This window comes from Exiguobacterium sp. E4787, assembly GCF_018618375.1.
Taxonomy (GTDB): domain Bacteria; phylum Bacillota; class Bacilli; order Exiguobacteriales; family Exiguobacteriaceae; genus Exiguobacterium; species Exiguobacterium chiriqhucha.
Genome location: NZ_JACSLY010000010.1, coordinates 63,648 through 86,072, shown reverse-complemented (window position 1 = coordinate 86,072; position 22,425 = coordinate 63,648). Strand labels below are relative to the sequence as shown.

At 51.9% G+C, this 22,425-nt stretch carries 24 protein-coding genes and 1 other annotated feature; of the genes, 11 read left to right on the top strand and 13 right to left on the bottom strand.

Features of this window, described 5'->3' with window-relative positions; genetic code table 11:
- Positions 1-39 precede the first annotated feature (39 nt).
- Positions 40-873: an undecaprenyl-diphosphate phosphatase gene (locus KNP80_RS12110; RefSeq protein ID WP_021068108.1), complete on the top strand. Its 834-nt coding sequence runs from the start codon at positions 40-42 to the stop codon at positions 871-873.
- 165 nt (positions 874-1,038) lie between these two features.
- Here KNP80_RS12110 and bshB2 read toward each other — a convergent pair whose 3' ends face one another.
- Genes bshB2 through pdxK form a run of 3 tightly spaced genes read right to left on the bottom strand, consistent with a single transcriptional unit; the run spans position 1,039 to position 2,938 of the window.
- Entirely contained in the window at positions 1,039-1,692 is a 654-nt protein-coding gene (bshB2, locus tag KNP80_RS12105) for a bacillithiol biosynthesis deacetylase BshB2 (RefSeq protein ID WP_034805162.1), read from the bottom strand.
- The gene (locus KNP80_RS12100) at positions 1,689-2,060 is read right to left on the bottom strand and encodes a YojF family protein (RefSeq protein ID WP_214834809.1); all 372 of its coding nucleotides are present in this window, start codon (positions 2,058-2,060) and stop codon (positions 1,689-1,691) included. Before KNP80_RS12100 ends, bshB2 begins: the two co-directional genes overlap by 4 nt.
- Positions 2,061-2,113: 53 nt before the next feature.
- On the bottom strand, positions 2,114-2,938 hold the full coding sequence (pdxK, locus tag KNP80_RS12095; protein WP_021068111.1) for a pyridoxine/pyridoxal/pyridoxamine kinase: 825 nt from the start codon (positions 2,936-2,938) through the stop codon (positions 2,114-2,116).
- Between the two features lie 187 nt (positions 2,939-3,125).
- Here pdxK and cbpA point away from each other — a divergent pair, with 187 nt between their 5' ends.
- The gene (cbpA, locus tag KNP80_RS12090) at positions 3,126-3,761 is read left to right on the top strand and encodes a cyclic di-AMP binding protein CbpA (protein WP_021068112.1); all 636 of its coding nucleotides are present in this window, start codon (positions 3,126-3,128) and stop codon (positions 3,759-3,761) included.
- 34 nt (positions 3,762-3,795) lie between these two features.
- Here cbpA and KNP80_RS12085 read toward each other — a convergent pair whose 3' ends face one another.
- The 3 genes from KNP80_RS12085 to KNP80_RS12075 form a co-directional block, all read right to left on the bottom strand.
- Positions 3,796-4,320: a GNAT family N-acetyltransferase gene (locus tag KNP80_RS12085; protein ID WP_214834808.1), complete on the bottom strand. Its 525-nt coding sequence runs from the start codon at positions 4,318-4,320 to the stop codon at positions 3,796-3,798.
- 56 nt (positions 4,321-4,376) lie between these two features.
- The gene (locus KNP80_RS12080) at positions 4,377-5,264 is read right to left on the bottom strand and encodes a diacylglycerol/lipid kinase family protein (RefSeq protein ID WP_021068114.1); all 888 of its coding nucleotides are present in this window, start codon (positions 5,262-5,264) and stop codon (positions 4,377-4,379) included.
- A 92-nt stretch (positions 5,265-5,356) separates the two neighbouring features.
- The gene (locus tag KNP80_RS12075) at positions 5,357-5,731 is read right to left on the bottom strand and encodes a hypothetical protein (protein WP_021068115.1); all 375 of its coding nucleotides are present in this window, start codon (positions 5,729-5,731) and stop codon (positions 5,357-5,359) included.
- Positions 5,732-5,890: 159 nt separating this feature from the next.
- Between KNP80_RS12075 and KNP80_RS12070 the strand changes: the two genes are divergently transcribed.
- From KNP80_RS12070 to KNP80_RS12055, 4 genes are all read left to right on the top strand, one after another.
- On the top strand, positions 5,891-6,322 hold the full coding sequence (locus tag KNP80_RS12070; protein WP_021068116.1) for a MarR family winged helix-turn-helix transcriptional regulator: 432 nt from the start codon (positions 5,891-5,893) through the stop codon (positions 6,320-6,322).
- A 124-nt stretch (positions 6,323-6,446) separates the two neighbouring features.
- Complete coding sequence (locus KNP80_RS12065) at positions 6,447-7,082, top strand: FMN-dependent NADH-azoreductase (protein ID WP_029596264.1); 636 nt, start codon at positions 6,447-6,449, stop codon at positions 7,080-7,082.
- Between the two features lie 81 nt (positions 7,083-7,163).
- Entirely contained in the window at positions 7,164-7,841 is a 678-nt protein-coding gene (locus KNP80_RS12060) for a uracil-DNA glycosylase (protein ID WP_214832893.1), read from the top strand.
- A 122-nt stretch (positions 7,842-7,963) separates the two neighbouring features.
- Positions 7,964-8,160 (top strand) — a binding site (T-box leader).
- Between the two features lie 53 nt (positions 8,161-8,213).
- Positions 8,214-9,776 (top strand): aromatic amino acid hydroxylase, encoded by a 1,563-nt coding sequence (locus tag KNP80_RS12055; protein ID WP_214718465.1) that lies wholly within the window; start codon positions 8,214-8,216, stop codon positions 9,774-9,776.
- 40 nt (positions 9,777-9,816) lie between these two features.
- On the opposite strand, the gene KNP80_RS12050 is transcribed toward KNP80_RS12055, so the two are convergent.
- Both KNP80_RS12050 and KNP80_RS12045 read right to left on the bottom strand, forming a co-directional pair.
- Entirely contained in the window at positions 9,817-10,806 is a 990-nt protein-coding gene (locus KNP80_RS12050; protein ID WP_021068120.1) for an alpha/beta hydrolase, read from the bottom strand.
- 35 nt (positions 10,807-10,841) lie between these two features.
- On the bottom strand, positions 10,842-11,663 hold the full coding sequence (locus KNP80_RS12045; protein ID WP_214834807.1) for a Cof-type HAD-IIB family hydrolase: 822 nt from the start codon (positions 11,661-11,663) through the stop codon (positions 10,842-10,844).
- Between the two features lie 125 nt (positions 11,664-11,788).
- Between KNP80_RS12045 and KNP80_RS12040 the strand changes: the two genes are divergently transcribed.
- The 4 genes from KNP80_RS12040 (at position 11,789) to KNP80_RS12025 (ending at position 15,708) form a co-directional block, all read left to right on the top strand.
- Positions 11,789-12,481, top strand: a complete 693-nt coding sequence (locus tag KNP80_RS12040; RefSeq protein ID WP_021068122.1) for a response regulator transcription factor — start codon at positions 11,789-11,791, stop codon at positions 12,479-12,481.
- The gene (locus KNP80_RS12035) at positions 12,478-13,857 is read left to right on the top strand and encodes a sensor histidine kinase (RefSeq protein ID WP_214834806.1); all 1,380 of its coding nucleotides are present in this window, start codon (positions 12,478-12,480) and stop codon (positions 13,855-13,857) included. The genes KNP80_RS12040 and KNP80_RS12035 overlap by 4 nt, the downstream gene beginning before the upstream one ends.
- Positions 13,858-13,921: 64 nt before the next feature.
- On the top strand, positions 13,922-14,287 hold the full coding sequence (locus KNP80_RS12030) for a DUF1499 domain-containing protein (protein ID WP_214718462.1): 366 nt from the start codon (positions 13,922-13,924) through the stop codon (positions 14,285-14,287).
- On the top strand, positions 14,284-15,708 hold the full coding sequence (locus tag KNP80_RS12025; RefSeq protein ID WP_214718461.1) for a dihydrolipoyl dehydrogenase family protein: 1,425 nt from the start codon (positions 14,284-14,286) through the stop codon (positions 15,706-15,708). The genes KNP80_RS12030 and KNP80_RS12025 overlap by 4 nt, the downstream gene beginning before the upstream one ends.
- A gap of 33 nt (positions 15,709-15,741) precedes the next feature.
- On the opposite strand, the gene KNP80_RS12020 is transcribed toward KNP80_RS12025, so the two are convergent.
- From KNP80_RS12020 to KNP80_RS12010, 3 genes are all read right to left on the bottom strand, one after another.
- Complete coding sequence (locus KNP80_RS12020) at positions 15,742-16,518, bottom strand: flagellar motor protein MotB (RefSeq protein ID WP_214718460.1); 777 nt, start codon at positions 16,516-16,518, stop codon at positions 15,742-15,744.
- Positions 16,496-17,278: a flagellar motor stator protein MotA gene (gene motA / locus KNP80_RS12015; protein ID WP_214718459.1), complete on the bottom strand. Its 783-nt coding sequence runs from the start codon at positions 17,276-17,278 to the stop codon at positions 16,496-16,498. Before motA ends, KNP80_RS12020 begins: the two co-directional genes overlap by 23 nt.
- Before the next feature lie 87 nt (positions 17,279-17,365).
- On the bottom strand, positions 17,366-17,617 hold the full coding sequence (locus KNP80_RS12010; RefSeq protein WP_233005246.1) for a hypothetical protein: 252 nt from the start codon (positions 17,615-17,617) through the stop codon (positions 17,366-17,368).
- A gap of 141 nt (positions 17,618-17,758) precedes the next feature.
- Between KNP80_RS12010 and KNP80_RS12005 the strand changes: the two genes are divergently transcribed.
- On the top strand, positions 17,759-19,138 hold the full coding sequence (locus KNP80_RS12005) for a TrkH family potassium uptake protein (protein WP_214718457.1): 1,380 nt from the start codon (positions 17,759-17,761) through the stop codon (positions 19,136-19,138).
- Between the two features lie 17 nt (positions 19,139-19,155).
- Here the strand turns inward: KNP80_RS12005 and KNP80_RS12000 are convergent, their stop codons facing one another.
- Together KNP80_RS12000 and KNP80_RS11995 are read right to left on the bottom strand one after the other, a co-directional pair.
- On the bottom strand, positions 19,156-20,226 hold the full coding sequence (locus tag KNP80_RS12000) for an SDR family oxidoreductase (RefSeq protein ID WP_214834805.1): 1,071 nt from the start codon (positions 20,224-20,226) through the stop codon (positions 19,156-19,158).
- Positions 20,223-22,397: a PAS domain-containing sensor histidine kinase gene (locus tag KNP80_RS11995; protein ID WP_214834804.1), complete on the bottom strand. Its 2,175-nt coding sequence runs from the start codon at positions 22,395-22,397 to the stop codon at positions 20,223-20,225. Before KNP80_RS11995 ends, KNP80_RS12000 begins: the two co-directional genes overlap by 4 nt.
- Between the last annotated feature and the right edge of the window lie 28 nt (positions 22,398-22,425).

Genomic DNA, 22,425 nt, shown 5'->3' with positions numbered 1-22,425 from the left:
GTGTATGATAAGAAACAATACTGGAGTAGGAGATAAACAATGGAATGGTATGAATTATTTATTGGCTTTTTGTTAGGCGTCGTCGAAGGACTGACAGAGTTTGCTCCGGTATCGTCAACGGGACATATGATTCTCGTGGATGACCTGTGGCTCAACTCGAGCAGCTTCCTCGGTCAAGAGGTGGCGAACACATTTAAGATCGTAATTCAGCTCGGTTCGATTTTAGCGGTCATCGTCGTATTTCGAAATCGATTCAAAGAGTTGTTGAATCCGAAGGAGTTGCTCGCGATTCGCAGCAGCGGGCCGACAAAGAAACTGAACTTGCTGCATATCTTCATCGGTCTGCTCCCGGCAGGCGTGCTCGGGCTATTGTTTGAAGACTATATCGACGAGAACTTGTTCTCGATCAAGACCGTTTTAATCGGACTCGTCATCGGAGCATTCTTCATGATTGCCGCGGATTTGTCAGGCGTGAAGCGTCAAACGACAGCAACGCTCGATGAGATTTCGTATAAACAAGCGCTCGGTGTCGGCTTGATTCAATGTTTCTCGCTCTGGCCAGGTTTTTCACGCTCAGGGTCGACCATCTCGGGCGGTGTCCTCTTAGGGATGAGTCACCGGGCCGCGGCAGATTTTACATTCATCATGGCCGTACCGATCATGTTCGGTGCTAGTGCGCTGTCGCTCTACAGCAAATGGGAGTACTTTACGATGGCGACCCTACCGGTCTTCGTTGTCGGATTCATTAGCGCGTTCTTGTTCGCGCTCTTGTCGATTAAGTTCTTCTTGAAGTTGATCAACAAAGTGAAGTTGACGCCGTTCGCGATTTATCGCATCGTGTTGGCGGCTGTGATTTACTTCTTGTACTTCTAAGAAAAAAAGCGCATGTCAGCACATGCGCTTTGAAACCAATGATCCATCAAGTTCGTATAACCAAGTAGAGGTGAGAACATGGAACATATCGTTGTCGTATTGGGAACGTTAATCGGCTTAGGAGCTGTCGGTACATTATTGTACGTGACACGCCTTGCCTATGAATCATGAGAACGGATAGTGATAGAAGCGCTCACGTTGGAGTAACTCCATGACGTGGGCGTTTTCTGCGTTGTCGATGGCGCGTAACAGGCCTTCCGTCTGTGAACGGTGGGCGAGCAACGCCTCACGCTTCGCCGTGCTCTCTTGACCGACTTCGATGACTACGTGCGGTTTTCCGAGTTCGGCGTCGGTGCGATGGTCGAACGCGACTCCTAAAAATTCAGGACGCTTCGAGGCATCGATGTCTTGCAACGCTCGGACGACCGCACGTGCCGTCGCCTCGTGATCAGGGTGGACGGCGTAACCCGGATAGAAGGAGATAACGCGTGCCGGCTGTACTTCCTCGATTAAGGCGCTGAAACGTGCCGCCAGTTCCGCTTCGTCTTCGAATTCGACGGTTTTGTCGCGAAGTCCCCACATGCGGAGGTCATCGATGCCCATGACGGCACACGCTTCCTCGAGCTCATGTTTACGAATTTTCGGCAACTCTTCACGCGTCGTGAAAATCGGCGAACCCATATTGCGGCCCATCTCACCGAGCGTCAGGCAGACGTACGTGACCGGGAATCCGTGTTTATGGTGTTGGATAATCGTCCCGGCCGAGCTGAACGCTTCATCATCGGGATGCGGAAAAATAACGAGTAATGGTCCATTCATTGGCTTTCCACCTCCGAGGCTCCTTGCGGGAGCGGTTTGATGTCTAAGTGTAAGGCGCAGGCGAGACGTCCGAGACGGTCATGGCCGGCGAGCAGGAGCTGGTCTCCGTGCTGTTCGTAGTCGGTCAAACCTTCGACGTAAAGCCAACCGTGATCGAGTTTCAAGCCGACCCGGTATGGTCCATCGCCCTTGATTTGGCCGATGCTATATTCGATGACGATGTTGCGAATGAACATACCGGCGTTATGGAAATCAGGGTCGTTATGCGTCGCATACGCCCCGTTCGTCGTCTCGACATGGACATAGAGCGGCATGGATACATGCGCGTCCAAATAAGTCTGGATGGTTGTAGGTTGAATTGATTTCACGCGGTTCCCTCCAATGGAAACGATGACCCGAGACATGCGTCCCGGGCCACCCGTTATGATTGTGTTGCTAGTTTTTTGCGGTAACCGGTATGGTTCGTTGGCCCAACGTATTGGTTGAGGCGGAACGAATGACGGACCGCTTCCGTGATGAACTCTTTTCCGATTTCGATGGCTTCATCGACCGAGTGACCGTTCGCGAGTGACGCCGCGATAGCTGACGAGAACGTGCAGCCGCCGCCGTGTGTGAAGGCAGGGTCGATTTTTTCGCTCTCGAGGAGGCGATACTCGTTGCCGTCGTAAAGCACGTCGAATGCTGTGTCGAAGCCGAGCTTGCCACCGACTTTGACGATGACGATTTCAGCGCCGAGTTCATGGATCAAGCGAGCAGCCTCTTTGATTTCTTCCATCGTTGAAGGTGTCTTATCGAGGCCAGCGAGCATACGCGCCTCGAACAAGTTTGGTGTGATGATTTTAGCGACCGGCACGAGGTGCTTGCGCATCGCGACCGCGACGTCCGGGTTGAGAATCTCGTCGGCACCTTTACATGCCATGACTGGGTCGACGACCGCGTTTTGGATGCCGTACTCTTTAATTTTACGGGCAGCGAGTTCGATAATCTCTGGAGTCGGGAGCATACCTGTCTTGACAGCATCGACACCAATCCCAGCGAGGACCGTATCAATCTGTTTCTCGATCAATGTCGTGTCGATCGGGAACACTTCGTGATGCCACGCGTTATGTGGGTCTTGAGCCACGATGACCGTGAGGGCGGTCATGCCGTAAACACCGAGCTCTTCCATCGTTTTCAAGTCAGCTTGGATGCCTGCACCGCCACTCGTATCCGAGCCAGCGATTGTTAAAGCTTTTTTCATCGTCATAGTCGTTCAATCCCCTTTGTCTGTTTGGATAGTTTCACTATAACGACTTTTTGGCGTTACGACAAATCCCGAGGTCGCATCTAAGCCGGAATAAGTTTCAAAAAATGATGGCAGGATTTCAATCGTATTTGGGGAATAGTAATGAATAGGGTGTAGACCACTTTCAATTGGCTAGGAGGAAAACCGCATGTTAGTGCATAGCTTATGCATTCCGAAGAAAGATGTCGTCACAATCAGTGAAAAGGCGACATTGCGCGAGGCGCTCGACACGCTCGAAAAGACAGGATACCGTTGTGTCCCTGTACTCGATGAGACGGGAACGTTTTTCCGCGGTAATATTTATAAAATGCATATTTATCGCCACGGGATGAGTGGGGCGAGCCTAGACGATAACGTCATGGAACTCATCAAGAACACACAAAAGTACGTCCACGAGTCAGACGGCTTTTTCAAAGTCTTCTTCTCAATCAAAGAACTTCCGTATATCGCGGTCTTGAAAGACGAGAGCAACGAATTTTACGGGATTTTGCCACACGGGAAGATGCTCGGCATGCTCGAAGAGGCATGGAGCCGTGACACGGGGAGTTATGTCGTCACGATTGCACTCAGTGAGCAGGCAGGGGCGCTCGAGAAAATCACGAAAGTCATCAGCAAATATTCATCAATCGCCAGCCTCATGACGCTTGACGCCAAGAGCAAGGTGTTGCGTCGTGTGTTAATCACGTTGCCGCCGGACTGTGACGAGAAGACAAAAGACAAGATTGTCGCCAAACTCGAACAAAAAGGGTTCCGCGTCGTCGAAGTCGAGAATTTAAATAACTGACGAAAGGCCTTCCTCGCATCGAGGAAGGCCTTATTCAATCCAATCGTTTTTCCATCCGGATATCCGGCCAAAATTGACCGTCCCAGTACGTGAATGCCTCGATACGGGCAATTTCGTGATAACCGAGCTTTTGATAGAGGCGATGCGCCGCTTCGTTGAATCCGAACACACCTAGCTCGATGCGTGGCACACCTTGGGCACGAAGTCGATTTGCCAACAACGTGAGGGCTGCGGTGCCGACGCCTTTCCCGCGACCTGTTTGTTCACCGATGACCAGACCAAGCCAAGCGCTGCCGCGTTCTTTGTCATACAAGTGCGGGGCGTCATAGATGACGTTCACCTCGCCGATGAGCCGATCATCGTCGTAAATCAAGAAAATATCGTGCGTGTCCAGACGTTCCGTCAAGTCTGCGACCGTCATGTGGTGTTCCGCGACGAGTTCGGCTTCGGATTGGGCCGGACGAATCAAATGGACGATGGCGGGATCGTTATTCCAACGATTGAACGTCGCGACGATGGCGTCGGACGCTTCTCGCAATGGGACGAGCGAGATGGGCATCGAGTTCCCCTCCTTTCAGGCATCCTTCTTTGCCCTCGAACTGAAAAGTCCCCTTTTTACTGAATCGGCTTCAAGACGTTGAGGTGGCTCGGAAGCACTTCGAACGTGAGCGGGAGTTTACCGCCCGTATCTCCGTCGGCATTGACCGGAAGTGATTCTGGCGAGTCGACATGGACCCGTTTCGTCGTGAAGGACGTGACGCTGTCCGTCTCTTTCAACTTGCCGGTGAAGAGGGCCGGCGCGAGTTGGATGGCGTCTTTAAAGCCGAGGTTCTCAAACAGATAGACGTGAAGTAACCCGTCGTTCAGTTCGGCGTCCGGTTCAAAGTTTTCAAACCCGCCGACCGAGTTCGTGAGGGCGATGACGACCAAATAGGCGTCTCCATCGAACGTGTGCTCTTCGGCTTGGACCGACAAGGCGTATGGACTATGCTCACGGAACGCTTTGATTCCTTCAATCAAGTAGGCGAACGGGCCCCATTTTGTCTTCTCTTCGACACTGACCTCGTCGACAGCCTCGGCGATGAGGCCGATCGCGATGACGTTCATGAAGTAGCCGTTCTCGTATTTACCGATATCCATCGGTGTCGGTTGCGCCGTCTTGAGCGCCTCGATGGCATCTGCGGGGTCGCTAGGGACACCGAGCGCGCGTGCGAGATCGTTGACGGTACCGAGCGGGATGATGCCGAAATCAGGACGATGATCGGCTTCGGCGAGCCCCGTTACGGCCTCGTTTAGTGTCCCGTCGCCACCCATCGCGATGACAGCTTTATATTGTTTCGATGCCGCTTCTTTCGCAAAATGTGTGGCATCGTCTGCTTTCTCCGTGAACCGGACATCGACGTTGCCGTAACGCTCTCGCAAGACCTCCTCCGCGGCCGCGGCGTGTTCTTTCCCTAACTCTTTCCCAGACGACGGGTTGACGATTAACATGACTGTATCCATCAAAGTACATTCCCCTTTTCACATTCAGATATTGTCATGTATTCCCGTCCTGTGGCGAGGCTAGTCATAAAAAAACAACACAGACGTGTTGTTTAATAATGGCGGAATGCCGACATATCAAGGTGGCTAGCATCTGATTCGTCGACGGCGAGTTCAATCTTCAAATGTTCATGGAACGGCGAATCGAATGCACCCATGCAGGCGACCGGTTCATGGTCAGGGACGGGGGACTTACGTTTCGTTTTGACGAACAAGTAGTCCTCACGCGACAACGTCAATAAAAAGCGTTCGACCGCATGGGGTTCGCGCGTGACGTTCGGCCATGGCAAGTGATTGAATAGTAAAAAGACCGCGCCTTCTTTTTCGAGCGCATAGTCTGGGGCGATCCCTTCCCGGTTCAACAACTCGATGACCGTACTCAAATAGGCTTGTTTAATCGTCAATGAAATCTCGTAATACTCACGCATACCGTCCACCCTTTCTAAAAATCGCAATAATTCCATTCTATACGTTTCAGACAGAGGCGACAATGAAGAAGTTTCTTGACGAAGCGTTTTTCCCACCGTATACTGCTCATGTCCTGCTATACTAAAGGTAAATGATGAACGAATTGAGGTGAAACCGACATGATTGAATCACTCGAATTGAAGGCATGGATCGTCTTGGCACGAGCGATGGACGCAATCAGTGACCGTGTGAAGGACGATTTACGACGCCACCAATTGAATTCAACAGAGTTCGGTGTTTTATCCGTCTTGTATAAACGAGGGGATACCCCGCTCCAGCAAATCGGAGACCAAATTTTGATTACGAGCGGAAGCGTCACGTACGTGATTGATAAGCTTGAAAAACGTGGCTTAATTGAGCGTGTGGCTTGCCCGTCTGACCGACGCGTCACATACGCCTCGTTGACAGAGGAAGGTAAGCGCTTGATGGACGTCGTCTATCCAGAGCATATCGAGATTTTTAAAGACATCTATGGTCCCCTTAGCGACCAAGAGACTGAACAGTTAATCGATTTATTGAAACGAGTCGGTTATAACGCGGCAGGCAAATAACACCTGCCTGTTTTTTTTTGGCTATTTATCTTGAAGTTAAACTAATTGACTGTGAGATATACAGATGATATAGTTCTAACTGTTGTTACAAAAATAGAGATCACACTTATGGAGGAACCCATTTATGAAAAAGGTATTATACGTATCGGCTAACCCGAAACCAACAGAATTGTCATACAGCAAACAAGTCGCAGAAACGTTCATGACGACACTCACGAATGAGAATGCGTCACTCGAAGTCGAAGCAATCGAATTATACGATGTCGATGTTCAAGAAATCGACGGCGACGTCCTCAGCGCATGGGGCAAATTCGCTTCAGGCGAAGCCCTCACTGACGTCGAAGCGGCTAAAGTCGCGACGATGAACGGCATGCTTGAGAAATTCATGGAAGCTGACATGTACGTGTTCGCGACACCGATGTGGAACTTCTTCTTCCCAGCTCGCATGAAAATGTTCCTCGACAGCGTATTGACTGCTGGTAAAACGTTCCGTTATACAGAACAAGGCCCAGTCGGTCTTCTCGAGAACAAACAAGCGATCCACATCCAAGGTACGGGTGGAATCTACACAGGTACAGACCTCAACTTCGCAGACGCATACCTTCGTCAAGCACTCGCATTCGTAGGCGTGACAGAAGTGACGACACTTCCAGTTGAAGGCATGAACCAATACCCAGACAAAATCGAAGAAATCGTTGCTGACGCAAAAGCGAAAGCCGAAGCACTTGCGAAAGAAGTCGCAGGCGCAGTCACAGTATAATGATCAAGGGCGAGTCCAATCGGGCTCGCCTTTTTGTGTGCCATCGATTCGGGTATGATAAGACGGAAAGGGGAGAAACACATGGGAGAACAGTTATCAAATCGCCTGCTCGGGGATTGGAGCGACATCATCGCATCCGAGATGGCCGAGCCTTATTTTACTAACTTGAAAGCGTTCGTCGATGAAGCGTATGCGTCATCGACCGTATATCCGGCCCGAGAAGACATTTGGAATGCGTTCGTCTATACGAAGTTCAAGGACGTCAAATGCGTCATTCTCGGACAAGATCCATACCATGGGCCAAACCAAGCGCATGGACTGAGTTTCTCGGTCCAAGACGGTGTACGTTTCCCACCGTCGCTTCGAAATATCTTTCAAGAATTGCATGACGATATCGGCTGTCCCGTACCGACCAGCGGGAATTTAGAAGCATGGGCTCGTCAAGGCGTGTTGCTGCTCAACACCGCGCTCACGGTCGAAGCAGGCAAAGCCGGTTCGCATCGGGGACAGGGCTGGGAGCAGTTCACCGATTCCATTATCGAGCGACTTGGACAGCGGGAAGAGCCGCTCGTGTTCATCTTATGGGGGAACGACGCGAAAAAGAAACAGAAATTTATTGGCCCGCAACACGCCGTCTTGACCTCGGTCCACCCGAGTCCGCTCTCGTCGCATCGCGGCTTTTTCGGATCGAAGCCATTCTCGCAAGTGAATGCGAAGTTGAGTGAGTGGGGACAACATGAAATCGATTGGTGTTTGTGACAGTCTGCAGATGCGGACTGTTTTTTTGTTGACGGCGTCCGAATCGTCTGTTATCGTTACTAGCAATAAGATACTTTAGCGCTTAAAAGCGAATGTGCATAGAAGCATAACTGTATAACAGCATAAAAGCAATGACCGAACCGAAGTAGAGACATCTTCCCTGGCCCAGAGAGCGTGTGGTGCTGTGAACACGCCCATAGGATGAATCGAATTACAGTTCGCGAGCTCTCACTTGTTGAGCGGTCCCCCGTTATCGGAGTACAGTGACTAGACGTCCGTCTAGTAATCAGGGTGGTACCGCGGCATAGTCGTCCCTATCGAGTGAATCGATAGGGATTTTTTTACGTTCAGTCAACTAAAGGAGGAAACATCATGCTCACACAAATCATTCCACGCCATTTGGCCCCTCATATTTCGCCACAGTTCTACGACGAGTACACGCCGACCGATCATGCTGTCTGGCGCTTCGTATTGCGACTGAACTTGCACACGCTTGAAGGTAAGGCCCATCCGTTTTACATCGAAGGGTTGAAAAAGACGGGGATGGGACCTGAGCGTCTCCCGAACGTCGAACAGATGACCGAAGAGATGCGGTCGGCCGGTTGGTCGACGGTCGCAGTCGATGGTCTCATTCCAGGCGTCGCTTTCTTTGATTTCCAAGGCAACGGGATGTTGCCGGTCGCGACCGATATCCGAAAAGTCGAGAATATTTTGTACAGTCCGGCACCGGATATCATCCACGAGGCGGCCGGCCATGCGCCGATGTTGATGGATCCTGAATTTTCACAGATTGTGAAGCGGTTCGGTCAGCTCGGGGCGAGGTCATTCATGAATCGAGAAGAACATGCCTCGTTTGCAGCACTGAAACGATTGACCGTCGTGAAGGAGAATGCGAACTCGACGGACGAGGAGATTGCGGCAGCCGAAGCGTCTGTTCATGCGGCCAAAGCCCAAGTGACCGGTTTCTCGGAAGCACAACAAGTCGCCCGCATCTTTTGGTGGACGGTCGAGTTTGGTCTCATCGGTGATGTAGACAATCCACTCATCTACGGGGCAGGCCTGTTATCTTCGGTCGGAGAGAGCCGTCACTGTTTGACAGACGCCGTCACGAAGCATCCATTCAATTTGGAGCATGCCCTCGAAACGAAGCAAGACGTGACGAATATGCAACGCGAGTTATTCGTCATTCCAGACTTTGAAGCGTTGAAGGACGCGCTAGACGAACTCGAGTCACGGATGGCGGTCAACCAAGGTGGGATCGCTTCGCTCGAGAAGGCGCTCGCGTCGGGCAGTCAATCGACCATCCGACTGGAAGACGGGACGGATCGCGTCGGTGTGATTCGTCACGTGACACGCTCTGGAGCCCGTGCCCTTATCCAATGGGACGACTGCGTGAACGTCAATCACGGTCAGTTGACGAACTTGCATAATCATGGCCTGCTCGTGCTCGATGGACCGCTTCAAGACGTGTTGGCGACAGCGGACATTCGGTTAGACGGTCAAGTCGTCAGCGAGACGACAGAGGCGTTGCATCTCGAAGACGTCGTCATCACCATCGAAGGACGACAGATTAAACTGGAGACACTCGAAGTGAGACAAGATACGCTGCCGTCGATTTTTCCGGGCACCGAGATTGAAGAACTCGTCATCTTGGAGAAGCCGGTCCAGATCGAACGTGACGCCCGAGTATGGACGAACGATGACCCGATGTTCAATCAGGTCCGCAATATGCGGGAGCAAGGCGAGTCGATTGATGAGCTCGTGCCGACGATTCTTGCCGATCATCCCGATGCTTGGTTGCTCCACATCGAATGCTTGGAGCTCGTCGAGTCTGATGCGCTTCGACAGGCGTTGACGGAACGGTTGCACGCGTTACGTGAGACGTCACCGTCGCGGCATGAGTTGATTGGCCGCGCGCTCGCATTGCTCAACTGACAAAAATAATCCCCGCCCAATGATGGGCGGGGATTATTTTTTAACGCGTCGTTTCACGCAAGAACGTGATTAAACGGCGATACGTTGCACTGGCTGCCGGCTTATCCATTTCAAAATGGTAGTCGTGGCCGAGTGTGTGCTCGTTTCGGTCATAAAAGACGCTCGTGACGTCCGCACGACCTGAGAGGATCGTCGCAAATTCTTTCGCTTGCGTCTCGAACGAACCGGTGTTGCCATCGGTGATAAACGTCGGAACGAACGTGGCCGGGATATTGACGAGCGGTGACGCTTCCGCGACGACCGGCAAGTCTTCCCAATTGTACGTTCCGAAGTAAGCCCAACCAATCCGTTTGAACAAGAAGCGGTTGACCGCCTTCGATGACTCGATGATGCTTCGTTTTAAGTCATAAGGACCTGACATGAGAATCGTGCCGAGGATCGACGTTTTCGGAACGACTTGATTCACTTCGGCCGATGGTGCGTAGTCGTCGTTCAATTGAATACCGACGAACTGAGCGACGAGTTGGGCACCGTTCGAATCACCCGCAAAAAAGACGCGGTCGAGGTCGAGACGGAAGCGGTCATTGTTTTCCGCGATATACGTGTATGCTTCTTCAAGCTGCTGGAGCGGGACGGGATACGTAACGTCAGGGGCAAGGGCGTAGTTGACGCTGACGACGTTATAGCCGTTGCTCGCGATTGACGTCGCATATTTGAAGACGTCGGCCTTGTCGCCACCGACGAACGAACCGCCGTGCACCCAAAAGATGGTCGGAACAATTTGTTTCTCGCCTTCATAGCGAATCAAGTCGAACGTCCCGTTCTCATAGGCTGAATGATAGTCGATATCTTTCCGGACCGATGTTTTTTGAACGACTTCATCAAACCCTTTGATGGCCACTTCGTTCCCGCCGGCAAATGAGGTCTTAACGAGACGTGAGGTCGGTTTCGGGGACAAAAATACATAGGCGGCACCGGCGACAGCCGTACCGACCAGTCCAAGTCCTGCTCGTTTCAATCCTTTATTCATCGTAATTCCTCCTTGGTTCAATCCAGTTTGTTCACTTACCGATCGATGAGGACCGTTCCCATGAACGTCTCAATGACGTGGGCAATCCCGTCTTCGTTGTTTGATTTCGTGATGAAGTCGGCTTTGCCTTTGACCGTCGTGTTGGCGTTGCCCATGGCGACTCCGAGGCCGGCCCATTCAATCATCGTGAGGTCATTGTTCCCGTCACCACAAGCGATAACGTGGGCTTGATCAATTCCGACGTGTTCGGCGAGGAAGGCGAGGCTCGTCCCTTTCGTCACACCCGCTTCAGTGAACTCAAGGAAAAACGGTTTTGAACGCGCGACAGCAAGTTTTCCTTCAAGTTCGACTTGCAGTTTCGTTTCGATTGGAGCGAGCGTGTCGCCGTCACCGAGCATGAGACATTTGACGACAGGCGTCGTGACCGCTTCTTTGAAATCGGCGACATGGATGACCGGCATCCCCGTCAATTCACCTTCGATATCAGTATACGGGTTCGGTTGATCGGTTACGATTTCGTTACCGATGTACGTATGAATCGCGATTTCTTCCCGGACACTGATATCATGGAGATGGGCGACCGTTTCCGGAAGCAACGTACTCGAGAAGATTTCTTCATTCGTCTCACAATTGATGATTGAGGCACCGTTGAATGAGAGAATATAGCTACCATATTTGGCAAGTTCGAGTTCACGGGCGGCATCCCACATCGCGTATGTCGGGCGACCGCTCGCGAGCACGACTTTATGTCCGCGTTCTTGTACATCTAGCAAGGCTGCTTTCGTCTTGGCGGAAATTGTATGGTCGCTCGTGAGGAGCGTATCGTCCATATCTAAAACAATCATCTTGTAACTCATAATGGTAAGGAGTCCTCCTTCAGAATCTAATGACTCCATCCTAATACGATTTGAGGTCAATTGACAACCTTGTCGCAAAAACGTAACTATAATGTAGAGTAGTGAACTTCAGAAGAGGTGGATATATGAATCGAATATTAGTAGCCGAAGATGAGCATGCGATTCGCAGCTTTATCATCGTTAATTTAAAACGAGCCGGATTTGACGTCTTTGAGGCGACGAACGGACGCGAGGCGGTCACAGCGTTCGACCGTGAGCCGTTCGATGTCGTCTTGCTCGACGTGATGATGCCTGAAATGGATGGATTCGAGGCATGCGCCGCCATCCGCGACTTAGATGAGAACGTCGGCATCATCATGCTGACGGCACGCACGCTTGAAGAAGATAAGATTGAAGGGCTCGGCAGAGGGGCGGACGATTATATCGCCAAGCCGTTTAGCCCAGGTGAGCTTGTGGCACGGATTCAAGCACTCCTGCGCCGTGTCGAGAAAGTGAAGCGTAAAGAGAAGAAACGGTTGAAGTCCGGACCGTTCGCCATCGATTTGGCGGCGAAGCAAGTGACGAAGTATGGGCAGGCGATTGATTTGACCCCGACCGAATACGATTTGATTTGTCACCTCGTCCAAAACGAGGAAGTCGTCTTATCGCGTGACGCGCTGTTAGATGCCGTCTGGGGCATCAATTACTTCGGGGACAGAAAGACGGTCGACGTCAACATCCGTCGTCTCCGTCAAAAGATTGAAGACGACCCGAGTCACCCGGCTTATATCGAGACGCTATGGGGGCATGGGTACAAGTGGCGGAGACATGACGGATGAAGCAACAGCTCGTCATTCGAATTATGCTCGTCATGACGTTCGTGCTCGTCTTGCTCGTGAGCGTCCTGTCGTACGGAACGTACCGCTATTACTATGAATATGAATCAGAGGCGCTACTCAGCCATGCGACGACGAGCGCCTATCTGTATCCACAGGCGCAAGTCGGATTCGAGACACCGAGCGCGTTCTCGGTGCTCGTTCGGACATTCGGCTATCCCGGTACCGATTTGACGATTGTCGACCGGACCGGTCAAATCATCAAGACGACAGGACAGCGGGCGCAACAGGCGGCCTTTTCGACCGAACAGTTGCAAGATCTCGCTCGAGGCGAGTCCGTCGTCCAAGACTACGATGCCGATGGGAATCACTATTTGTCGGTGACGAGTCCAATCATCACGGAAGAGACGAGTGAATTCGCCATCAGCTTCACGCGGCCGCTCGCCGACCTTGACACGTTGATTCGCGAGATTTGGATGGCTGTCGTCATGATTGGCATCTTGATTTGGCTGGTCGCGCTCTATGCTGTCATTCGGATTGCAGACCGCTTCGTGCGACCGATTCGAGACATCATTGAGACGGCCGATGAGATGGCACAAGGTGATTTCGATGTTGAAGTCTATTCCAATGAAAAACATGAGCTCGGGGCACTGGCCCGGACGCTCACATATTTAGGTGCGAAAGTCCAGCAGCACCAGTCGACGCGGAATGAATTTCTATCCAACGTGTCGCACGAATTGCGGACACCGCTCACTTCGATTAAAGGGTGGACGGAGACGATTCGAGGCGGGGACGAGAAAGTGTCGGACGAGACTGAGCTCGGTTTGAGCATCATCCATTCGGAGACGGAGCGGATGATCGGGCTCGTCGAGCAGCTGCTCGATTACACGAAGATTGAAGAGAGCCGGCTCGTCTTGTATCGGCAAGAACTTGATCTCGTGTCGTTGTTACGGAAAGTGACGATTCAATTGAAACAGTCGCTCGAAGACAAACAGATTACGCTCATTGAGCGATATCCGCAAAAGTCGATCGGACTGTTCGATGAGAACCGGCTGAAGCAAGTATTTTTAAACTTGCTCGAGAACGCCATCCGTTTCTCGCCAGAAGGTGGGACGTTGACGATACGGTTCGTGCAATCGGAGCGAGTCGCGTTCATCTCAATTATTGACGAGGGACCTGGTATTTCACGGGAACACTTGCAGCGCATCACTGAAATGTTCTATCAGGCGCAAGTGACGAAAGGGAGCAGCGGGCTCGGCTTGGCGATTGCTAAGGAGCTAATCGAGGCGCACGAAGGAAAGCTCGTTATCGAAAGTGAGATCGGTCATGGGACGACGGTGACCGTTCTCTTGCCGCTTGACCCGAGCGAACTGCATTAAAAGGGTTAAACCTTCCGAATTCAGGATACATGTAATTGTATGTAGAATGAGGGAGGTTTTTTTCATGGCAACGAAATCATTGAAGCCATTGTCAGGTAGTCCGAACGCCGTCTCGACCGAAACGACAATCGAAGCGCTACGCATGGAGCCGCTCCCATACGGGCGAGACCGCGCCGAGAGCATCGAGACAATCAAGATGGTGATGGGGCAACTGCCTCGGACCGAGCTCGTCAAGGAGACGGATGACACGCTCCATTATGTCGTGACAACGAAATTGATGCGCTTTAAGGATGACGTCGAATTCCGATTCGACGATGAGACAAGACAAATTGAATTCCGCTCGGCATCACGACTCGGTCACTCTGACTTTGGGGTGAACCGGAAACGGATGCAAGACGTGAGTGAACGCTATCGGAGGTTGATGAGATGAAGGATTATCAATTGATTGTGATTGGTGGGGGTGCGGCCGGAATGACGGTCGCGGCCGGTGCCGCAAATTTAGGGGCGAAAGTCGCTTTGGTCGAGAAGAAAAAACACCTTGGTGGAGACTGTCTTCACGTTGGGTGTGTCCCATCGAAAGCACTGATCGCCGCCTCGAAAGAAGCGAGCAGCATGATGCAAGCTGCCCGAGTACTCGGAGCCGAGTTTGACGGCCGCGACCATTACCAGACGACGAAAGCACGCGTCGACCGTGCCCGTGCCATCATTCAAGACCATGACGGGACGGAGCGTTTCGAAAAGCTTGGGGTCGACGTATATATCGGCGAGGCCTCGTTCCAAAGCCCATACGAACTCAAAGTCGGTGACGATTTACTGATTGGGAAGAAATTCGTCATCGCGACCGGCTCGCAACCGACGATACCGCCGATTGACGGCTTGGACGACGTGCCATACTTAACAAATGAGCAAGTGTTTGAAGAAGAGACATTGCCGGAGAGCATCATCGTCATCGGGGCCGGGACAATCGGTCTCGAACTCGCTCAGTCGTTCGCTCGTCTTGGTAGTCAAGTGACCGTGCTCGAGGCTCAGGACACGTTCTTACCGCGAGAGGACGAATCGGTCAGTAAGTTGCTCCGTTCGCAGCTCGAGATGGCGATGCGCCTTAAAATCGGCATCAACATCAATCAAGTCTCGGAAGTCGACGGACGCGTTCACGTCACCGGCGAAATCGATGGCGAAACGGTCACGTACGAGGCGGACAAGCTGCTCGTGGCGACAGGCCGGAAACCGAGAATCGATGAGCTTCGACTCGACCGGGCTCACGTCCACGTCAAAGACGGATTTGTCGACGTTACGTCGACGTACCGCACATCGCAACCTCATATATTCGCAATTGGCGATACAATCAAGACGTTACCGTTCACACACGCAGCTGGCGAGGAAGGAAAAGCGGTCGTGGCCAACGCCTTGTTCGGACTTTGGAACAAGGTCGACTACACGAAGATGCCGTGGATCACGTTCACGGAACCGGAAGTGTTCCACGTCGGCATGACCGAAGCTGAGGCACGGGAGCGCCATGGTGACGACGTCGAGGTGTTTGAAGCGAAACTGTCTGAGGTCGACCGCTTCGTCGCCGACCGACAAGAGACAGGTTTCGTCAAAATCATCACGCGCAAGAACGGCAAAATCATCGGCGGTCACGCCATCGGTATGACGGCCGGGGATTGGATGCAAATCGTCGTCTATGCGATGCAACGAGGCGATAAAATCGGCAAGCTGTCCCGCATGATTTATCCGTACCCGTCGCGAAGCGAGGCCGTGAAAAAAGTGGCCGACCTTTACTGGCGGAAACGCTTGTTCAACAGCCCGCTCACGGATTTGTCACGTAAGTATTTCGAATGGACTCGATAATAAAAAATCCCACTCTCAACAGAGTGGGATTTTTTATGGCAAGACGATCGTTTCGAGCATCTTCGGTGAGCCTTCTGATAAATCGACGAGTGGTTTAATCAACACTTCGACCCGGCGGTTTTTCGAGCGCCCTGCTTCGGTGTCGTTCGTCGCAATCGGTTTGTATTCTCCGTAGCTAGCGAGCGTGAACTGGCTAGGGTTCAAAGCATCGTTTGTCAACAGGCCGCGCATGAAAGCCGTGGCCCGGGCTGAACTGAGTTCCCAGTTCGACGGGAACCGGGCCGTGTTGATCGGGATGTTATCGGTGTGACCCGATATGACAATCTCACGGTTACCGGCTTTTTCCAGGATACCGCTAATCGAGCCGGCCACCGTTCTAGCCTCGGCGTCAAGCGTCGCTTCCCCCATACTGAACAAGGCTCGGTCTTGAATCGTCAAAACGAGACCGCTCGAGTTGATGGTCGCTTCAATCTCTTGTTCGAGCCCGTTCTTTTTGATGTATTGATTGACCTCTTCTTTTAACTCATCCAGTTTGGCGAGCTCATATGTCCGAGGATTCGCTGTCGTATCTGTCTTGTTCGTACGGCTGATGTCACTGTTCGAGGCGGTTGACGCTTGGAACACGCTCGTCCCGCCAGAGAACACTTGGTTAAAGGATTGAGACATTTTCTCGAGCTTCGTCTGGTCGATGTTACTCGAGGCGAACAAGACGATGAATAGGGCGAGTAAGAGCGTCAATAAATCGGCGTAAGGGATTAACCAACCTTCCGGGATATGTTCCTCATGATCATGCTTCTTTTTGCGTTTCATAGTCGGCTCGCTCCTTTGGAGACAAATACACAGACAATTTATCTTCTAACGTCTTCGGAGACTCCCCACTTTGAATCGAGAGAATTCCTTCAATCATCATCTCTTTGATGATGACCTCGCTCTTCGAATACTGCTTTAATTTATTGGCGAACGGGAACCAGAGGACGTATCCTGTGAAAATCCCGAACAACGTCGCGACGAACGCGGCTGAAATCGCGTGACCGAGCTTTTCGATATCAGACAAATCTTTTAGGGCCGCAATCAAACCGATAACGGCTCCAAGAACGCCGAGTGTCGGCGCGTACGTGCCGGCTTGGGTAAAGATGTCCGAGTTCGCTTTATGGCGTTGCTCCATGTTCTCGATATCGCGCGACATGACCTCGGCGATATATTCGGATGGTTGGCCGTCGATGACCATCATCATCCCTTGTTTCAAGAACGGCTCTTCAACTTGTTCGAGCGCTGTCTCGAGCGACAGGAGTCCTTCTTTACGCGCTTGCGTCGACAAGTCGACGAACTGTGTCAAAAGCCCGGATTTACTTGGTAACTCCTGCTTTTTGAAGAGAATTCCGAACAACTTCGGTACGTTTTGCAGCTGTTCTTTGGAAACGGCGATACTGACCGCGGCCGCTGTCCCGACAAAAATAATGACGAGTGCTGCCGGGTTGATGAGCGGGGCAATCCCGGCTCCTTTCAATACCATCCCTCCGACGAGGGTGAGGAACCCAAGTATGAGTCCTACTAACGTGACGACATCCATGTCTATGTTTTCCACCTTTCTAAAAAAAATCAGGAGACAAAAAAAGCGAGAGACTTAACTCGTCTCCCGCAAATGCGTTCCCGATGGTTAAGCGCCGTTTTCGTCAATCAGCATTTGGATGCTGATATTTCGTTCTTCACGCTCTATATCGGTTAACACGTCGTATTTTTTTAATAATGCGTACAATTGATTCACAACTTCTTGATCAAGTGACCAATGTAGCAGTTCTTCGAGCTGGAAATAAAGATGGGCGGGCATGCATTGTGACTGACGCTCCAACCTTCGCGAGACATCCGTTAGCGAATGATCTACCGTACTAGGGTCCACGGTTTCATTCAACCTCCTCAACATTCATAAAGTCTATCTCTCATATTACCAAAAAATCTGGCAAACAGTTAGCGATACATTTTTCTAGTTGGCAATTTTATAAGTGAGGAGTAGTATGAGCCTTAGAAAACTTGATTTGAAGGAGATAGCGAGATGCGACATCGATTGACCGTACGGGAATTGCGCATAAAACGAATTGAGGCGCTTTACCGGCTCGTGTTTGAAAAGCCGGCCCGTTTTATCGCGACAGGCTTTTTGCTCGCCATTTTTTTAGGGGCGACGTTACTCTATATGCCGTTCGCACAGACACAGCCCGTGTCCTGGATTGATTGTCTGTTTATCGCGACGTCGGCCGGAACGGTGACCGGATTATCGACAATTGATATTGGGACTTCCTTTAATACGTTCGGTGAGCTCGTCATCGTCGCCTTGATTCAAATCGGCGGTTTAGGTTTTATGACGGTCGCGCTCATGCTGCTTAGTGTGCTCGGAAAGAAAATCGGTTTAAAGCAGCGCATCTTGCTCCAAGAATCACTCAACTTGTCGGGTCCCGGCGGCACGGTCCGTCTCGTCCGCAACATCGTCTTCACGACGCTCATCGTCCAGTTTCTCGGCATGTTGTTTTTAACGGTCGAACTGTACAGCACCGGTGAGTATCGCTTTGGTGAGGCGCTGTATTATGGCTTTTTCCACGCGGTCTCAGCGTTTAACAACGCCGGGTTCGCCCTATGGCCGGACAATTTGATGCAGTTCGAGCAGAATACGGCCATTGTGATCACGATTGCTGTGCTGCTCATGATTGGGGGTCTCGGCTTCACGACCATCGCGGATGCGACCGAGGTGAAGCGTTGGAAGCGCCTCGCCCTCCATTCGAAAATCATGATTGCCTCGCTTGCCATCGTCAACGGGATTGCCTGGTTCTCGCTCATGTTGTTTGAGTGGGTATCGAATGAGGGCGGACTGTATGGCCGTCCGTTCGGAGAAGCGATGCACGTCACCTTCTTCCAGGCTGTGACGACACGGACCGCAGGCTTCAATACAATCGACCTCACGACGATGGCGCCGATCTCAATCGGGGTCGTCTTGATTCTCATGTATATCGGTGCTGGAGCCGCTTCCACTGGGTCTGGGATTAAAGTGACGACCGTAGTTGTCATCTTGGCCGATATGTGGGCGTTCATCGTCGGGAAAAAAGAGACGGTCATCCTCGAGCGGACGATTGACGCGTTCCAAATTAAAAAAGCGTACATCGTGGCTATTACGAGTTTCTTCTTCATCTTATTGATTACCGCACTGACTATCTTGACGAACGGTCATATTCCGGCGACAGCACTCTTGTTCGAGACAGTCTCGGCCTTCGGGACGGTCGGGTTATCACTCGGGATCACGGCGGAACTGAACGATGCAGGTAAGAGTTTTATCATGTTCATGATGTTACTCGGTCGTGTCGGTTCGTTGACGATCCTCTTCACGGTCGCACGCCAGATGGACCGGAAGATTCGCTATCCAAAAGAGAAGTTGCTAATCGGATGACACAAAAAAAGCCCTAATTAGGGCTTTTTTTGTGTCTCGTAATAGGCAACGACTTTTGGCAGATAGTCCTTTAAATCCGGACAGACGATATCAGTGCCGCTGAGTGCGCGGAGCGTCTGTGTCGTATCGAAATGGACTTGATGCTTAAAGTAGGCGAGTAGCTCACGCGGAACGCCGTAACGTTCCGACAGATGTAGCGCCGAGAATCCGGTCTCCGCGACCGCATGCGGAATGGTCCCGCGTGGAGGGCGACCGAACATCTCTTCGTGAATCATACGGTACACTTCGCGGGCCCCGTGTGGAAACGGGTCGGTCAAATGAAACGTCCGCTTCAAACCGACCGGAGCGTGAGCGAGATAAGTGGTCGCCTCGACGACGTAATCATAAGGAACGAGGTTTACTTCGATATTCTGTCGTCCAATGTAAGGCAGCGGGGCAGCTTGACGAAGTTGGTCCATTAACTTTAAGACGAAATAGACCCCGTCAAACTTCTTCGTCTCGCCGGTCTCGCTATGGCCAATGACGATGCCCGGACGGATGATGGTCACCGGCATCGAGCCGAGCTCGCGCGAGACGATGGCCTCGGCCTCATACTTCGTCGCCTCGTAATGGTTTTTAAAACGAACGCGGTGCCATAACTCGTTCTCATAAACGGTCCCTTGACGGCGTCCAGACACATAGGCGGTGCTGAAGTAGACGTACCGCTTTAAATAGGGTGCCCGTTTCGCCAATGGGGTGATGTGTTTCGTCCCGAGCAAGTTGATGCGATATCCGACATCATAAGGGATGCTCAAATCGTAAGCGGCTGCCAAATGGAACACGTAATTCACTTCACGCTCGATGACGGAGCGCATGATTGGATCAAGCACGACTTCAGGTAGCGTGATATCGGCCTCGACGAGCACGAGCTGATCATCTCGTAACGACGTCGCTTCCAACAGCTCCTGTTTTAAAGCATGTGCGCCGGAACGTTCGGTCGGGAGGTGGAGTGCGTAAATCGTCCCAATCTGATTCGGCAATGACGCGAGGTGCGTGATCATCTTTCCGGCTAAAAAGCCGGGGAAACCGGTGAAAGCGTAATGGTTCATAGTGTCTCCTCCGCTAAGTCCAACGTGAACGTGAATGTCGAGCCAACGCCAACGCTCGATTCGACCTCGATACTTCCGCCGTGCGATTCGATGATTTCCTTACAGATGGATAGCCCGAGACCCGTCCCGCCGATTTGGCGTGTATCCGAGTTGTCGACGCGATAAAACTTCTTGAACAGCTCTTCGAACGCATGCTCCGGAATCCCGATGCCAAAGTCTTGAATCGAGACGTGGGCTTGATTTCGTTCTTTGCGCACCCGCACCTCGATTTCGTGATGGTTCGGCGAATATTTGATGGCGTTCGATAGCAGGTTGATGATGACCTGCTCGATGCGGTCCTGATCGGCGATGAGGTGGAGCACTTCATCGGCGTCATCAAAATGGATCGAATGGTTGCTCGTCTCGCGGAAGCGTTCGACGACGTCACGGACGAGTTCGTTCAAGACGAAATGGTCTTTCTTATACTCTTGATTGCCGTCTTCCATGCGCTGAATGTCGAGAAAGGCGTTCAACAGGTCGGTCAAACGCTTCGCTTCTTTCGCCATCGTCTTTAAGTAACGCTCGCGTTTCTCGGGATTCAAGTCGCGGCTAAGCATCAGCTCGATATATCCCGACAGCGACGAGAGCGGGGTGCGAAGTTCGTGTGAGACGGTGCTGACCAGTTCGTTTTTGATTTGGTCCATCCGCTCTTCCTCGGTCCGGTTGCGGAACACGAATAAGAAGCCGCTGTCCATTCCGATTTGGCGTTTTGTATCCATACCGGTCCCGTACATCTCGTAATACTGTTCATCCCGGTCGTTCGGTTGCGGGATGGAGAAACGCATCGACACTTCGCGGGCCGACACGTCGAGTAATAAGTCGATTTTTTTCAACATCTCAGTGCGGTCGCGCGTACGGAACGTCGACAGGAGCGGAATCCGCTCTTGCATCTTGTTCGGGGCGATTCCTGGCAAATCGAGCAGGCGACGGGCGTGCACGTTCATAAACAGGACGCTTCCGTTCGATTCGGTCAAGACGAACGCTTCATTGGAGGCCTGTAAAATCGATTGGATGATATCTCGTTGCCGGGCGATGGCATTCTTCTCCCGCTCGAGCATCCGCTCGACTTTCTTCCGATCGCTAATGTCGCGCATGACGGCGACCCGGAGCGTCTGGCCTTGGAACGTCACTTCTTTCGGATACACTTCCATCTCGAGAAACGTCCCGTCCTCACGACGGCCGATGACCTCGTAAGGTGTCTGGATATGGTTCCGGATCCGGCGCAACACGTCGGCCCGATAGCCTTCAGCGATAAATTCAATCGTTTGGCGACCGACCATCTGTTCGGCCGGAATTCGGAAAATCGATTCGGCCGCCTTGTTCGCGTCTAAGATGGTCCCACCTTCGTGAAACAGCACGGCTTCGATAACTGATTCGGCGAACATGCGATACCGTTGTTCTTTGTGTAGCAATTCGCCTTTCAAGGCGATTTCGGGACTGACATCGAACACGAAAAAGAAGAAGCCGATGACGCGAGCTTGTTCGTACACCGGATGCATGAACAGCTTTCCAACGAAATGGGTCCGGTCTTTTCGTTGGAACTTCCATTCACGGTCGCCGCGGTCTAACGCCACACGCAGCATCTGTTCGAATGACAACAATCGCTCAGTCTCGTCTTGATAATGGGTCCGCTTCTCGCTCAGCTCGCGCGACTCGAATAGACCGAACGGGGTCATTTCGTAAAGTACTTCATGCGGCTCGTAACCGAACAGCTCGGTCGCCCCTTTATTGAAGCGATTGATTAACAGATTTGCATCGGTCATAACCATCGCCATGTCGAGTTCGGTGTGCATCATCGCTTCGAACGCGTTATGTTGGACCGTCACGCGCGTATCGAGCGGGAGAGGTTCAATCGATAAGATATAGACGTCACCGTTCGGGATAGCGTGGATGCGGATTGTCGGCATCTCGTACGTCCAAGGCAAGCCTTGCTCCATTCGTCTCGATAGCTCCATCGTAATCGGTGATTGGTTGACCATATGAAAGATGTTTGTTCTCGTTTGTAAGTCTTCAGGGAATTGCTCTAAAAATGGCCGGTTCGCTTGGACGATTGTCCCGTCCGTCATGATTAACGCTACACCGTAAGGCAAGGCGTGCAGCAATTCGTTTTGGAGATGTCCTCGGTTCTCCATTAACGATGATCCCTCCTTCTGTATGTCA